The 14807-nt window shown below is 40.6% G+C and carries 17 protein-coding genes and 1 pseudogene; 17 read left to right on the top strand and 1 reads right to left on the bottom strand.

The window, feature by feature from the left end; translation table 11 throughout:
- The first annotated feature begins 25 nt into the window (after nucleotides 1-25).
- The 17 genes and pseudogenes from PCY07_RS03245 to PCY07_RS03165 all read left to right on the top strand — a co-directional run bounded on the left by PCY07_RS03245 (nucleotide 26) and on the right by PCY07_RS03165 (nucleotide 14227).
- Entirely contained in the window at nucleotides 26-1417 is a 1392-nt protein-coding gene (locus PCY07_RS03245) for an APC family permease (RefSeq protein ID WP_301355213.1), read from the top strand.
- Between the two features lie 104 nt (nucleotides 1418-1521).
- Nucleotides 1522-1758, top strand: a complete 237-nt coding sequence (locus PCY07_RS03240) for a DUF2829 domain-containing protein (RefSeq protein WP_000141913.1) — start codon at nucleotides 1522-1524, stop codon at nucleotides 1756-1758.
- The gene (locus tag PCY07_RS03235) at nucleotides 1751-2449 is read left to right on the top strand and encodes a 3-oxoacyl-ACP reductase (RefSeq protein ID WP_301355233.1); all 699 of its coding nucleotides are present in this window, start codon (nucleotides 1751-1753) and stop codon (nucleotides 2447-2449) included. Before PCY07_RS03240 ends, PCY07_RS03235 begins: the two co-directional genes overlap by 8 nt.
- Before the next feature lie 381 nt (nucleotides 2450-2830).
- Nucleotides 2831-3490, top strand: a complete 660-nt coding sequence (locus PCY07_RS03230; RefSeq protein ID WP_301355235.1) for an ABC transporter ATP-binding protein — start codon at nucleotides 2831-2833, stop codon at nucleotides 3488-3490.
- A 4-nt stretch (nucleotides 3491-3494) separates the two neighbouring features.
- A complete protein-coding gene (locus tag PCY07_RS03225; RefSeq protein ID WP_156671543.1) occupies nucleotides 3495-4697 on the top strand; it encodes an FtsX-like permease family protein in 1203 nt (400 codons plus the stop codon).
- A gap of 99 nt (nucleotides 4698-4796) precedes the next feature.
- Nucleotides 4797-5042: pseudogene (locus PCY07_RS03220) on the top strand (NUDIX domain-containing protein); the annotation flags it as partial.
- A 205-nt stretch (nucleotides 5043-5247) separates the two neighbouring features.
- Entirely contained in the window at nucleotides 5248-5667 is a 420-nt protein-coding gene (locus tag PCY07_RS03215; protein ID WP_195915414.1) for an SMI1/KNR4 family protein, read from the top strand.
- Nucleotides 5668-5873: 206 nt separating this feature from the next.
- Nucleotides 5874-6005, top strand: coding sequence for an Imm51 family immunity protein (locus PCY07_RS03210; RefSeq protein ID WP_003016726.1), 132 nt, complete (start codon nucleotides 5874-5876; stop codon nucleotides 6003-6005).
- A gap of 80 nt (nucleotides 6006-6085) precedes the next feature.
- Nucleotides 6086-6691 carry a DUF6707 family protein gene (locus tag PCY07_RS03205; protein WP_301355239.1) on the top strand — a complete coding sequence of 202 codons (606 nt, stop codon included), beginning with the start codon at nucleotides 6086-6088 and terminating at the stop codon, nucleotides 6689-6691.
- A 39-nt stretch (nucleotides 6692-6730) separates the two neighbouring features.
- Nucleotides 6731-7228, top strand: coding sequence for an NUDIX hydrolase (locus PCY07_RS03200; protein WP_195915416.1), 498 nt, complete (start codon nucleotides 6731-6733; stop codon nucleotides 7226-7228).
- The gene (locus PCY07_RS03195) at nucleotides 7225-7665 is read left to right on the top strand and encodes an ASCH domain-containing protein (protein ID WP_195915417.1); all 441 of its coding nucleotides are present in this window, start codon (nucleotides 7225-7227) and stop codon (nucleotides 7663-7665) included. Before PCY07_RS03200 ends, PCY07_RS03195 begins: the two co-directional genes overlap by 4 nt.
- A 544-nt stretch (nucleotides 7666-8209) precedes the next feature.
- On the top strand, nucleotides 8210-9589 hold the full coding sequence (glmU, locus tag PCY07_RS03190) for a bifunctional UDP-N-acetylglucosamine diphosphorylase/glucosamine-1-phosphate N-acetyltransferase GlmU (RefSeq protein ID WP_195915418.1): 1380 nt from the start codon (nucleotides 8210-8212) through the stop codon (nucleotides 9587-9589).
- A 9-nt stretch (nucleotides 9590-9598) separates the two neighbouring features.
- Nucleotides 9599-10144, top strand: coding sequence for an NUDIX hydrolase (locus tag PCY07_RS03185; protein WP_003014414.1), 546 nt, complete (start codon nucleotides 9599-9601; stop codon nucleotides 10142-10144).
- A gap of 11 nt (nucleotides 10145-10155) precedes the next feature.
- Nucleotides 10156-10491, top strand: coding sequence for a cell wall synthase accessory phosphoprotein MacP (gene macP, locus PCY07_RS03180; RefSeq protein ID WP_003014399.1), 336 nt, complete (start codon nucleotides 10156-10158; stop codon nucleotides 10489-10491).
- 24 nt (nucleotides 10492-10515) lie between these two features.
- A complete protein-coding gene (locus tag PCY07_RS03175; RefSeq protein ID WP_037616522.1) occupies nucleotides 10516-11208 on the top strand; it encodes a 5'-methylthioadenosine/adenosylhomocysteine nucleosidase in 693 nt (230 codons plus the stop codon).
- 162 nt (nucleotides 11209-11370) lie between these two features.
- A complete protein-coding gene (nth, locus tag PCY07_RS03170; RefSeq protein ID WP_014713051.1) occupies nucleotides 11371-11994 on the top strand; it encodes an endonuclease III in 624 nt (207 codons plus the stop codon).
- 265 nt (nucleotides 11995-12259) lie between these two features.
- Nucleotides 12260-14227, top strand: coding sequence for a peptide ABC transporter substrate-binding protein (locus tag PCY07_RS03165; RefSeq protein WP_013903283.1), 1968 nt, complete (start codon nucleotides 12260-12262; stop codon nucleotides 14225-14227).
- 192 nt (nucleotides 14228-14419) lie between these two features.
- Here PCY07_RS03165 and PCY07_RS03160 read toward each other — a convergent pair whose 3' ends face one another.
- On the bottom strand, nucleotides 14420-14806 hold the full coding sequence (locus tag PCY07_RS03160; protein WP_041826259.1) for a VOC family protein: 387 nt from the start codon (nucleotides 14804-14806) through the stop codon (nucleotides 14420-14422).
- Nucleotide 14807 lies beyond the last annotated feature (1 nt).

The raw sequence follows: 14807 nt of genomic DNA, 5'->3' as shown, positions 1-14807 counted from the left end.
AAACTCATTAGATGGGAGAATATGCATGAATCTATTTCGAAAAAAGGGACTTGGGCAAGTACACCCCGGTCTAAATCGCCATTTACGTTTATGGGATTTGATTATTTTAGGAATTGGTGCCATGGTGGGGACAGGGATCTTCACGATTACTGGGACTGCAGCCGCGAATTTAGCTGGTCCAGCCTTGATCATTTCGATTGTGATTGCGGCTTTTTGCGTTGGCTTATCTGGCCTTTTCTTTGCTGAATTTGCGTCTCGCATCCCTTCAACTGGTGGGGCCTATAGTTACCTCTATGCCATCTTTGGAGAGTTTCCAGCCTGGATTGCCGGTTGGTTGACCGTGATGGAATTTATGACAGCTGTATCAGGGGTGGCTTCAGGTTGGGCCGCGTATTTCAAGGGCTTGTTGGCCAATCTTGGCTGGAGCCTGCCGACGGCTTTAAACGGGACTTTTGATCCAGCTAAGGGAACTTATGTGGATCTCTTGCCTATTTTGGTCATGGTCCTCGTCACAGCCTTAGTTCTTATGAATGCAAAAGCGGTTTTACGCTTTAATTCCCTGCTGGTCTTACTCAAGTTTTCTGCTCTTGCCTTGTTTGTCCTTGTCGGGATTTTTCATCTAAACCCTGGCAACTGGGCAAACTTTGCCCCTTATGGATTTGGCGAAATCTATGGTGGTCAGACAGGGATTATGGCTGGAGCTTCGCTCATGTTCTTTGCCTTTCTTGGTTTTGAGTCCATTTCCATGGCGGTCGACGAAATCAAGGAACCACAAAAGAACGTTCCTCGCGGCATTGTCCTTAGTCTTTTGATCACAACGGTTCTTTATATTTTGGTCACCCTGGTTTTGACCGGTATGGTTCCTTTTAAGAACTTAAATGTAGATGATGCAGTAGCCTTTGCCCTCCGTCAGGTAGGAGCCGGCTGGGCTGGGAATTATGTATCACTGGTCGCTATTTTGACCCTGATTACCGTCTGCATTTCCATGACCTTTGCCCTCTCACGGATGATTTACAGTTTGGCGCGGGATGGGCTCTTGCCAAAAGCTATGAAACAGCTCGATCCAAAAACTAGAATTCCCAAAAATGCAACACTAGTAGCTGGCTCGATGGCTGCCATTGCTGGTGGAGTCTTCCCGCTAGCCAGTATCGCTTCCTTCTTAAATATCTGTACCTTGGCTTACCTGGTTATGTTGGCCTTTGCCCTCTTGAAATTGCGTAAGGAACACGGGGCCCCTGGACCTGGTGAATTTAAAACGCCCTTGGTTCCAGTCTTGCCAATCCTATCGATTGTGGTCTGTCTGTCCTTTATGACCCAGTATTCCCTATCGACCTGGCTGGCCTTCGGAGTTGCTCTCTTGATCGGGGTTGGAATTTATTTCGGTTATGGGTATCGCCATTCAGAAGAAAATCAATAAAAGATGAAAGCTAGAGTAGTAGAACTCTGGCTTTTTACATAGAGAAAGCTCTTTTTTTGGTATAATAAAGGGAGAAAGTTAACTAGATAACAAAGGAGAACATCATGACATTTGAAGAGATTTTACCAGGCTTAAAGGCTAAGAAAAAATATGTACGTACAGGTTGGGGTGGAGCTGAGAACTATGTGCAGCTTTTTGATACCATCGAGCAAAATGGAGTGGCTCTAGAAGTGACGCCTTATTTCCTCATTAACGTTTCTGGTGAAGGGGAAGGCTTCTCTATGTGGAGTCCAACCCCTTGTGATGTCTTAGCGACAGATTGGGTGGAAGTCCATGACTAAAAGAGTCTTGATTACAGGCGTGAGTTCCGGGATTGGTCTGGCTCAAGCTCGACTCTTTCTAGAAAAGGGCTACCAGGTCTATGGGGTGGACCAGGGAGCGGATCCCCAGTTAGCAGGTGATTTCCATTTCTTGCAGAGGGACTTAACTCTTGATTTGACGCCGATTTTTGACTGGTGTCCTGAGGTAGAGGTCTTGTGCAATACGGCTGGGGTTTTGGATGATTACAAACCGCTTCTTGAGCAAAGTGCTCAGGAGATTCAGGAGATTTTTGAGATTAACTATGTGACTCCGGTGGAGCTGACACGGCATTATCTGACTCAAATGTTGGAGAAGAAGCGAGGTATCATCATCAATATGTGCTCCATTGCATCTAGTCTAGCTGGTGGAGGCGGTCACGCTTATACTTCCTCCAAGCATGCTCTAGCGGGCTTTACCAAGCAGTTGGCCCTGGATTATGCAGAAGCTGGGATTCAGGTCTTTGGCATCGCGCCAGGAGCCGTCAAAACAGGCATGACAGTAGCTGACTTTGAACCAGGTGGTTTGGCTGACTGGGTAGCCAGTGAGACGCCTATCAAGCGCTGGATAGAACCAGAAGAAGTAGCCGAAGTCAGCCTCTTTTTGGCTAGCGGGAAGGCTTCTGCTATGCAGGGACAACTCCTGACCATTGATGGCGGATGGAGCTTGAAGTAGGGGGATGAAAAAGCAAGAGTTGAAATCTTGCTAAGAAATGTAATTGTTTTTTCCTTACTGAAAGAGGATCAAACCTAGATGAACAATTAAGTTAGGATAGTGGTGAGACAGGTATTTACCTCTATGCTAAAGAAGATCTTACTGAACGAAATTAAACCTACCAGAGTGATCAGGATGAATCAGATTTCTTTATGATTGGTAACGATGGAGATCTAGCCTATTTCACCAAAAAAAGACAGGGATAATAACAATTATGAAGATAACTGAGGGTAAGTTCAGAAGAACTTTTTGAATGGGCTATCTGAAACCTTAAGAGATTGTTTTAGAAGAAACGTATAGTACAATTGATTTGCTAAGTCATTATGGAATGAAGGTGAAATCATGATTAAATTAGTGAATGTTACTAAATGTTTTAGTGATGGATCGGATGTCAGATATATTTTCAAAAATTGTAATTTTGAATTTAAAAAAGGTAGCACAACTGCAATAGTTGGCCGTTCTGGATTAGGAAAAACTACTCTTGTTAAATTAATATTAGGGATTACCAGTTTAAATGAGGGGGATATCTTAGTCTGTGGTAGTTCCATTTTAGATATGAAAAATTTGAGTAAGGTAAGGCGTAGGAATATTGGCTGTGTCTTCCAAAACTTTAATTTGATTTCAGGTTTCACGGTGGAAGAGAATATTCTACTTCCAAGATATTTTTTTGAAAATGGAGAGAATAACATTAACGAAATTTGTAACACTTTAGGTCTTTCAAAGGAAATGTTAAGCAAGAGTATTGATAAGATTAGTGGAGGTGAAAAACAAAGAGTTGCTTTGGCAAGAGCTCTTATTAATAATCCAGAAATATTGATAGCAGATGAACCTACTGGTAATTTAGACGCTGCTAACGAACAAAATATAATAGAATTGTTGAAGCGGATCAATGAGGAGTTAGGTATCACGATTATAACAGTAACTCATAGTGATAAGGTGGCGAATAGTATGCAGTCTATTTGCACAGTTGTTGATGGCAAAATTGAGTACGTAAGGAGATGATAAAATGAATCATTCCATATTATTCATTGCTAAAAGAGATTTAGAAGTTAACAAACGAAGATATAGATTAGTTCGACTGTCAATAGCGATCTCTGTTTTGCTAATTGTTTTAGTGATGCTCATTTCTAATTCTTTCTATAATAAAATGATTAAAGAAATGACTGTAGCAAATAAAAATGTTGTTACTGTTGCCTTTGGTAATAAAGAAAATTCTCTGAATTATAAAGCTTTGCCTTTATTTTCTAATGAAGATATTGATCGAGTAAAAAAAATAGATGAAGTAAAAAATATTACTGGTGTAAAACTATTATTTACGGATGATATCAAATTCCAAAATGGCAAAACATCGGTTTCCAATACTATCCATTGTCTAGAAGAAAAGTATTTAAAAAACCTGAATATTAGAATTGCTGAAGGGAAATTTCCAGAGAAGGACAATGAAATATTAATCGGAGATTCCGTACACAAGGCTACATCAATGAATGTCGGAGATACGGTGACTATTAAGATTGATAATCATTATGAAAAGTTTGTAATTTCTGGCATTATAGACAAGCAAGAAGCGCAGTTATTTTCTACCTTGCCAACAGAAATAAATCAAATGATGGCAATCAATGTAAATAGTAGTAGCGTTTCATCAAATAAGTATTACTATCTGAATGCTACTGTAAAAAATGGAACCGATTTAAATGAAGTGGCAAACAAGATAGAAAAGAATGTTTTAAAAAATGAAAATTTAAAACAATCTTTATCAGGAACAGGATTAGATGTTGTTGTAGCAACACAACAGGATGTTATCAATATGCTATCCAGATGGTTTTCCTACATCGACCTTTTTATCCTCTTAATCATAGTTCTTATCTCTATTGTAGCGATTATTAATATCATCAATATTCTAGCCATTACCATTCAGGAGAATCATAAACAGATCGCAACTTTTAAAATCATCGGTGCATCTGATCGACAGATAAAAAGAATATATTTATTTGAAAGCTTTATGATGGGAGTAAGAGGTACAAGCGCGGGATTGGTGATAGGAATTGCTATTTCTTATTTGATCATCTTTTTGAGTGGATTACCACTAGATATTGAACTTACCAGATTGTTGTTCCCGGTATTAATAGGGATACTCACTTCAGTTTTTGCAGGATTATTGGTATCTAGAAAAATTACTAAAATTGATATTGAAAAGGTATTAAATCAATAGAGAAGAAATGATTAGGGTCAATAAGAGATGGTGTTGCAAAAAGAATAGCTATACTGGTTTCACTATCGACTGAGCTTTGAATGAAAGTAGGAGGATTTGATGGAAATCAAAAATCATTTTGGCGTCTACGGAGTCTGTCTTCAAGAGGGGAAACTGTTCTGCATTGAAAAAACTAGAGGCCCCTATCAACATCGTTTTGATCTACCGGGTGGTAGTCAGGAACTCGGTGAGGGGTTGACAGAAACCCTCAAGAGAGAAGTTCTGGAAGAGACGGGCTATACCCTTAGCCGTTACTCAAATCCTAGGGGTTATGACGTGCTGGTTCAAGAAGAAGGGCAAGACTTCTGTCTAAGACGGTTGATTGAGCGGTCAATATGGGTTGAAAAAGTAAAATAATAAGGATAAAATGAGTCTAGTAAAACCACTGGGCTCATTTTCTATTTTAGCTTTATGGAAAAGGAATCTTATGGTATGATAGCCTAAAAGGGACCTGTAATATGGAGGTCAAATAAAAAAAGCCTTTGGGAAGAGAGACTCAAAAGGAGACGAGATGCTAGTATTAACAGACACAGATCCAGCTATTTCAAGCGAAGATTTTTTACAATTTGAGGAGATTCTTGGAAAGAAATTACCAAAATCTATGATGGATTTTTATCTCAAGCACAACGGTGGCCAGCCCCAAGTAATGGGTGTCCACGATGAACATCATCTCTTTCCTTTTAATTCCTTTGATTCACTTGAGGAGATGAGGAAGTCTCTTACATGGTATGACGATGAGGCTGTGCCTGCAGGATTTAGGGCTACAGACCTTCTCCATTTCGCCTATGATCCTGGTTCTGGCAACTATGCTCTTTCTCTAAGGGAAGAAGATTATGGTATGGTTTACTTCTATATTTTAGAAGAAACAGCTGAGGTGTATGGTCAATGGCCATCTTTTGAGGTTTTTTTGAACTCCTTTGTTGAAGAGTGAGATTAAAAAGGAGAAGGGATGCGAAAACATAAATGAATAATTGCCCCTTTTAACTTGCATGTTTATGATGAGAATCCTCAAAATGTTCGAGGGTCGCTCATTTATTACCGTGATGTAGAATACAGACTAGAATTGTTTGACACTCGAGAAGAGGAGGGATTTGAAGGAAATAGCTACGATTTGGCATCTCTGGATTTGGAGAAAAAATGCCTGAATTAAGTAAAGCTATCGACTTTGATCCAGAAGGAAGTATGTTTTGTGCTTATTCTTCCAAGGTAGACGCCTTAGCTAGATTTGCACTTGGATTGAAAGAGTTTGTGATGATACCAACACTATGAAAGACTTGTTTAGCCGAGCAGAGTTGGATTAGTTGACTAAAATCTCTTTAAATTTTAAAAAAGAATAGAAAGGATTTCAGATGAAGCTATCGGAAATAGTTGAACAACTGGAAAAACATCCAGACCTACATCTCTATTTAGATAAAATTTTAAAAAAGAATAAGAAAACCCAAGCTAGCTATCTCGAATCGCTAAATCATCTGGCCTATTTACTTTATCTGAATGGTCAAGAGGAAATAGCTAAGGAATTATTAGATAGTATCATACAAGTTCCATTTGAAGGGAATTATAACACTTGGACTTTTGTTGATAGCTCTCTGGTTTTATTGGCCTATCTGGAAAGAGAGGCAGAAAATAAAGTATTCGACTATAAAAAAATCCTTTTATCTCCATTAGAACAGGGGGAAGAATCAACTCAAAAAATAAGAAGGAGAGTTCATCAGAGATTTTTGAATGGTGATAGCTTGGATCAAAAGCTTGCAAAAATCGAGCACTCTTTAAGTCTTGAATCAGAAATGGAACGCCGTCTGCTATACTTGACAGATTTATTGAAAATTTACCTCTTTATTACTGAGTTAACTTGTGAAAAGACAGATATCCAGGCAAAAATCGAAGAGAATACGGAGATACTGAAGAAGTATATCAAGGAGCATGAAATCTATAGCCTCTTTCCTTTTAAGGGATAAAGTGAGCTAGCAATCTTTAACTTTTAGAAAGAGTAGAATATGGAAATTAAAAATCACTTTGGTGTATACGGAGTCTGTCTTCAAGACGGGAAACTGCTCTGCATTGAAAAAACAAGAGGCCCTTATCAACATCGTTTTGATCTACCGGGTGGTAGTCAGGAAGCAGGTGAAGGGTTGACTGAAACCCTCAAGAGAGAAGTTTTGGAAGAGACAGGTTATACGCTAAGTCATTATTCAAATCCTAGGATTTATGACGTGCTGGTTCAAGAAGATGGGAAAGATTTTGCTGTACATCATATCATGGCCTTTTATGATATCGTACTCGATTTCGAGAGCTCTCAACAATCCCTTCCTCAGGAGGTTCTTGATGGAAGCAATGATTCAGCCAATGCCATTTGGTTGAATTGGGAAGAAATTACCGAAGAAAATGTCTCACCCTTAGTATTAAAGGTGAAGGCAGAGTTACGAGGATTTCCAGAATTAGAACTGACAAGCTATAGAAATTGGAAGGTAAAAGAAAAGAAGGAGAAGAAATGACACCTCAAGAAATGTGGAATACCTACAAGCAAATCAACCCCTCTATCGGAGATGAGATAGATGCCTGGGCTTTTGGAGTGGAACCAGACCTTTTAGCGGAACTGGTCTTTAAAGGCGAAAAAACAGCAACAGCCTCAGCCTACGATCTCTATGCAGTAGAGGACGAACCCCTTCCACAAGAAGGAACTTTTGATGTTGTTTTAGACAGTAAGGATCAAGCTGTCTGCATTATTGAAATTACAAAGGTTTCCGTTCAGCCTTTTCATCAGGTTTCAGCCGACCATGCCTATAAGGAAGGTGAAGGAGACAAATCTCTAGCCTATTGGCGTCAGGTTCATGAGGAGGTTTTCACCGAGTGGATGAGCGAGGCCGGACTGACTTTTACCCCTGACAGCAAGGTGGTTTTAGAAGAATTTCGTAAGGTTTATCCATTATAGATACGCTCTCCTTTTAGGAGAGTCATTATTGAAGACAAAATCAATTTGAAAACTTTCCTTAGGTGAGTACGGACGTCAGCGAACTTCCTCGAAGTTCCATGACTTATTAAGATACAAAGAGCATCTGCGGATACAGTTAAAATAGGAAGTTCTCCTAGAATCTTTAGATTCTAGGAGAACTTATCTTTTTGACACAATCCGCAGCCCGTGTTCAATTAGTTTTGAGCCTCTTCGCTCCTTAATTTCTGGGCTCAGGCTAAAACAGTTTCCCAAACTGTTTTACTCTCAAAACTCCCGAGTGCTTGAAATGATTGTATTTCAAGCACTTTTCTCACAGCGGAAAGTTTTAGTATATTTTTGATTAATTTTTAAAATTAAAACTATTATTACTGATTTGTAGAGTAACGTTACTTATCTTACTAAAAAATAGTTTGTCTACATTCGAGCTTTCCTTATAGGAGAGTTTTTTGGTTTGGGTCTTATTTTCCAAAAGGGCTAAAAAATGGTATAATATAAGCGATATTGTACAGAAAAGAGAAATGTTATGCCAAATTATGCCATTATTTTAGCAGCGGGGAAAGGTACCCGTATGAAGTCAGATTTGCCTAAGGTTCTTCACAAGGTTGCAGGGATCTCAATGTTGGAGCATGTCTTCCGTAGTGTTGGAGCCATCTCACCTGAGAAGACGGTAACGGTTGTGGGCCACAAGGCGGAATTGGTGGAGCAAGTCCTAGCTGGACAAACAGAATTTGTTAAACAAACCGAACAATTGGGAACTGGTCATGCGGTAATGATGGCAGAGCCAGTCTTGGAAGGTCTTGAAGGCCATACTCTTGTCATCGCAGGAGATACACCTTTGATTACGGGTGAAAGCCTCAAACACTTGATCGACTTTCATATCAACCACAAGAATGTGGCAACCATTTTGACAGCCGAAGCAGCCAATCCATTTGGCTATGGTCGGATTGTTCGTAATGACAATGCGGAAGTGCTTCGAATTGTCGAGCAAAAGGATGCGACAGATTTTGAAAAGCAAATCAAGGAAATCAATACAGGGACTTATGTCTTTGACAATGCGCGCCTCTTTGAAGCGTTGAAAAATATCAACACTAACAATGCCCAAGGCGAATACTATATCACGGACGTGATCGGTATTTTCCGAGAAGCAGGTGAAAAAGTCGGGGCCTATACGCTTAAAGACTTTGATGAAAGTCTTGGGGTCAATGACCGCGTGGCCCTTGCGACAGCAGAAGGCATCATGCGTCGTCGTATTAACCAAGCCCACATGGTTAATGGGGTGAGCTTTGTCAACCCGGATGCGGCCTATATCGATGTCGATGTTGAGATCGCACCAGAAGTGCAAATCGAAGCCAATGTTACCCTAAAAGGGCACACAAAGATTGGGGCTGAAACCGTCTTAACCAATGGAACCTATATTGTGGATAGTGAAATTGGTGCAGGTGCCGTTATTACCAACTCCATGATTGAAGAAAGCACGGTAGCAGATGGCGTAACGGTAGGACCATACGCTCATATTCGTCCAGGTTCTAGCCTCGCCAAAGATGTCCATATTGGGAACTTTGTCGAAGTCAAAGGTTCATCTATTGGCGAAAATACCAAAGCAGGTCATTTGACCTACATCGGCAACTGTGAAGTCGGTAGCAACGTTAACTTTGGTGCAGGAACTATCACAGTGAATTACGATGGCCAACATAAGTTTAAAACGACGATTGGAAACAATGTCTTTGTCGGCTCCAATTCGACGATTATTGCGCCAGTTGAATTAGGCGACAATTCCTTAGTCGGTGCTGGATCAACCATTACCAAGGATGTACCAGCTGATGCGATTGCGATTGGTCGTGGCCGTCAAGTGAATAAAGAAGAGTATGCCCTTCGCTTGCCACACCATCCTAAAAATAAATAGGAGATTCTCATGCAATTTGAAGAAAAAACCATTGAGCGCAAGGAGATTTATCAGGGGCCAATTTTCCAAGTGGTCACTGATCAAGTAGAACTACCCGCTGGAAAAGGCCAAGCGCAGCGTGATTTAATCTTCCATAACGGAGCAGTAGCGGTTTTGCCGATCACAGAAGATGGGAAAACGATCTTGGTCAAGCAGTACCGCAAGGCGATTGAAAGGACCTCGGTGGAGATTCCAGCAGGGAAGTTAGAAAAGGGAGAAAATGCAGATCCTAAATCGGCTGCTCTGCGTGAGTTGGAAGAAGAAATTGGCTATACAGCGGATCTAGAGTTATTGTATGATTTTTATTCTGCCATTGGATTTTGTAATGAGCGAATCAAACTTTATGGTGCGACCAACTTGAAAAAGGTGGAAAATCCACGTCCACAAGATGCGGATGAGACCTTAGAGTTATTAGAAGTGACCTTGAAGGAAGCGAAAGATTTGATCCTGTCTGGTGAAATCTGTGATGCCAAGACCATCATGGCTATCCAATATTGGGACTTAATCAATAAATAGAGGAGGATCCGATGGGAAAACCTTTATTAACCGATGAAATGATTGAACGAGCGAGGCGAGGTGAGGACATTTCGGATCCTAAAATGGTCGATGCTGAAGAGACGAAGATTATTCGGACAGACCACAGGGGATTTGGCTACGAACGACCTATGAGAGAAAGCCGTAGGGAGCGCCCGCAGGAGAGCTATTCACAGGATACCTTGCAGATCCAAGTGGAGCCCACTGTGACCAAGAGTCGTCGCATTGAAGAGCGTAAACAAAGTGTGGTCCAATCCAAACTCAATAAGATTTTGTTCTGGATCATTGTGCTCCTCATTGCCTTGATCATTGCTATTTGGCGTCTGTAAGGTCGTCACAAGGAGAGAATGGATATGAAAATTGGAATTATCGCAGCCATGCCCCAGGAGTTAAAGATTCTGGTTGAAGCCCTTGAAAATGGGGAAAAGCATCTGCGTCTTGGAAAAGTCTACTATACAGGATCGATTGGTCGCCATGAAGTCGTTTTGGTTGAAAGTGGCATCGGAAAAGTCATGTCTGCCATGAGTGTAGCCGTCTTGGCCAATGATTTCAAAGTGGAAGCCATTATCAATACAGGATCTGCAGGAGCAGTCGCACCGGGAATGGCTGTTGGAGATATCGTTCTTGCGAATAAATTGGCCTATCATGATGTGGATGTGACAGCCTTTGGCTATAAGTATGGTCAAATGGCAGGTCAACCACTTTACTTTGAATCCAGTCGCTATTTTGTATCAGAAATGAAAAAAGTTCTGGAAGAAGAAGCTGCAACCACGCATGTTGGCTTGATTACAACAGGAGATAGCTTTATCGCAAGTGAAGAAAAAGTCGCAGCGATTCGGGAGCATTTCCCAGAAGTCTTGGCAGTTGAGATGGAAGGGGCAGCCGTTGCCCAAGCCGCACACGCAGCTGGACGTCCTTTCATGGTCATTCGAGCTATGAGTGATACGGCAGATCACGCAGCCAATATCTCTTTTGATGAATTTATCGTGGAGGCTGGCGAACGCTCTGCTCAAACCTTGATTACCTTCTTAAAGAGATTGGTGTAAAATAAACAATAGAGCCAAGGAATATCTTATGATAGAAGTGGGACGAATAATGAAGTTCGATTCAATTTCATTTCCAGTCCCTCTTCTTTTTTTGAAGCTGATTTTTTTAGAAATAGGGTGCTTTCATGCTATAATAAAGTCTAGTAATGTAAAGGAGAAATTATGGTTTTATCAAAGAAACGGGCACGCCATGTGATTGAAGAAATTATTGCTCTCTTTCCAGATGCTAAGCCAAGTTTGGATTTTCGCAACCATTTTGAATTACTAGTAGCAGTCATGCTCTCAGCTCAGACGACAGACGCGGCTGTTAACAAAGCGACACCAGGTTTGTTTGCGGCTTTTCCAACCCCACAAGCTATGGCAGCAGCCAGTGAAGCCGCTATCGCCAAGCATATTTCTAAATTAGGCCTCTATCGAAATAAGGCCAAATTTCTCAAAAAATGTGCCCAGCAATTGCTAGATAACTTTGATGGTCAAGTGCCTCAGACTCGCGAAGAGTTAGAAAGCCTGACAGGAGTAGGTCGCAAGACAGCAAATGTCGTTATGAGTGTAGGATTTGGTATTCCAGCCTTTGCTGTCGATACCCATGTGGAGCGGATCTGCAAGCACCATGATATTGTCAAGAAATCAGCGACGCCATTGGAAGTTGAAAAGCGGGTCATGGATGTTCTGCCAAAGAGCGAATGGCTAGCTGCCCATCAAGCCATGATTTATTTTGGACGGGCTATCTGCCATCCTAAAAATCCTGAATGTGACCAGTACCCACAACTCTATCATTTTGATTAGGAATCAGTTCCTCTGCTCGTTCGAGCAGAGGTTCTTTTTTAGGCTGAACGTATATTTATTAAAAGGATTGAAAGATTCAGTTTTGCAAATCTGTGGTGGTAGGTGCCTAGATTCGCCTATCCAGCTTTTTTGAGATTGATTTCAAGATGCTTTTTCTTGACATCTTATTATATTCATTCAGAAATAACGAACTTTTTTAAAATAAATTTGGTTTTTTAAAAGAAATAGTGTATAATGGTAGAAAATCTAACATAAGGAGATAGTGATGAAAGCAAAAAAACTGTTAGCTCTTGCAGGAGTTTCTGTTGCAGGTGCCTTTCTCTTAGCAGCGTGTGGTGGTGGTAGTAGCAATCAAGCAACCTACTCATTCGTCTATTCAGCGGATCCAAATACCTTGGATTACATCGCTGCAACTCGTACAACAACTTCAGATGTCACAAGTAACCTTGTAGATGGTCTTCTTGAAAACGACCAATACGGAAACTTTGTGCCAAGTCTAGCAGAAGATTGGACTGTCTCTGAAGATGGATTAACCTATACTTACAAACTTCGTAAGGATGCCAAATGGTATACGAGTGAAGGAGAAGAATATGGTGCTGTAACGGCTCAAGACTTTGTTACAGGGATCAAACACGCGGTTGAGTCTAAATCAGAAGGTCTCTTCTTGATTCAAAATTCGATCAAAGGTTTGGATGCCTATGTAAAAGGGGAAACCAAAGACTTTAACACAGTTGGAGTCAAAGCCTTAGACGACCACACCATCCAATATACTTTGGTCCGTCCAGAAAGCTTCTGGAACTCAAAAACAACCTCAGGTGTTCTTTTCCCAGTCAATGCGGATTTCTTGAAATCTCAAGGAAAAGATTTTGGTTCTTTGAAACCTAGCAGCATCTTATACAATGGTCCATATTACTTGAAATCATTGACTTCAAAATCTGAGATTGAATTGGTCAAGAACAAAGACTATTACGATGCGAAAAATGTTCATATCGATAATGTCAAATTGACCTTTAACGATGGATCAAACCCAGATTCTATCATTAAAAACTTTGAAAAAGGTCAATATTCCTTTGCATCTGTTATGCCAAACAGCTCGACTTACAAGAGCGTTAAGAAAAACTTTGGCGACAACATTGTCTACGGTTTACAATTAGGAACATCCTACTATCTTGGATTCAACTTGGACCGTCAAAAGTATGACCACACTGCCAAAACAACGGATGAACAAAAAGCTTCTACCAAGAAAGCAATCCTGAACAAGGATTTCCGTCAAGCGGTAAACTTTGCATTTGACCGTAAATCTTATGCAGCACAAGTATCCGGGGCTGATGCGGCTGAAAATACCCTTCGTAGTACCTTGGTGCCACCAACCTATGTCCAAATCAATGGAGAAGATTTTGGTAAAGTCGTTGAAAAACAATTGGTTACCTATGGAGACCAATGGAAGGGTGTGAATCTGGACGATGGTCAAACAAGCCTTTACAGCCCAGAAAAAGCCAAGGCTTCATTTGCGAAAGCTAAAGCTGAATTGCAAAAACAAGGAGTTCAATTCCCAATTCATTTGGACTATATTGTCAGCCAAGTGGACAACAGCATGGTCCAACAAGCTAGCTCCTTCAAACAATCTGTAGAGTCAGCGCTTGGTGCAGACAATGTCGTTGTGGACCTTCAAAAGGTTTCGGATGATGATTTCCAAAATATCACCTATTTCAGTGATACAGCAGCTGCGAGAGATTACGATATCTCAGGCGGTGGTTGGGCCCCTGACTACCAAGATCCATCCACTTATCTCGAAAGTATCAGCCCAGTCAATGGTTCAGTTTCATACTATTTTGGTATAGATGCGGGAACAAACAACCCAGCCATTGCAGCAGTTGGTTTGGACCAATACGCCAACATGTTAAAAGATGCGGATGCTGAATTGTTGGATCAAGCAAAACGCTACGAAAAATATGCAGCAGCACAAGCTTGGTTGACGGATAGTGCGATTACGCTTCCAACTGTTTCAAATGGTGGTTCTCCAATGCTTCAACGGACCGTACCATACAGTCGTGCTGCTTCATGGGTTGGTACAAAAGGAACAGGAACATTCTACAAATACCTTGAAATGTCCAAAGATGTTGTCACAACCAAAGACTTTAACAAGGCCAAAGAAGAATGGTTGAAGAAAAAAGCAGAATCCAATAAAAAAGCTCAAGAAGATCTCAAAGATCACATTGAGAAGAAAAAATAAAAAAATCAATCATTGGTCTATCAATGAAGATAAAAAAGTCGGAGCCGTCATGTGAAGGCTCCGTTTTTTTTTATGTCTCGAAAGTCAGTCTGTCTCATTTTTTAAGATGAAAGATAAATAAATCACCCGCTATTGAACTGCACCCCAAATAATAGATTTTTGGTTATAGCTCATAGACGGGTGATGATTATTCTATTCACTAAATCTTAAAAAATAGCCATCTGGATCTAAAACTGAAAATTCATGAGGATAGATATACTGTTCACCAACACGAAATTCTCTTTTGGTCAATGGACGATGAATAGGATAGTTAGATTCTAGCAATTTTTGATAGAGTCTAGGGACATCTTTTATGCCAAAGGAGATATTGACTCCACGACCAAATGGATAAGTCAGTTCAGCTAGCTCCTCCTTTGTTCCCTCCTCTATCATTAGCTGGCAATCTTCGAGAGAAAGAAAAAGGAAGTTCTCTTCTGGTCGCCCGTATTCGATGGTAAAACCCAGTAAATCACAGTAGAAGGAACGGGACTGCTCTATATTCGATACAATAAACTCAGGAATCACTGCATTGAAATTCATA

The sequence above is a fragment of the Streptococcus sp. SP1 genome, from assembly GCF_030440005.1.
In the GTDB taxonomy this organism is placed as follows: Bacteria; Bacillota; Bacilli; order Lactobacillales; family Streptococcaceae; genus Streptococcus; species Streptococcus parasanguinis.
Note: the sequence above shows the minus strand (reverse complement) of the source record. Positions and strands in the feature narration are given on the sequence as shown.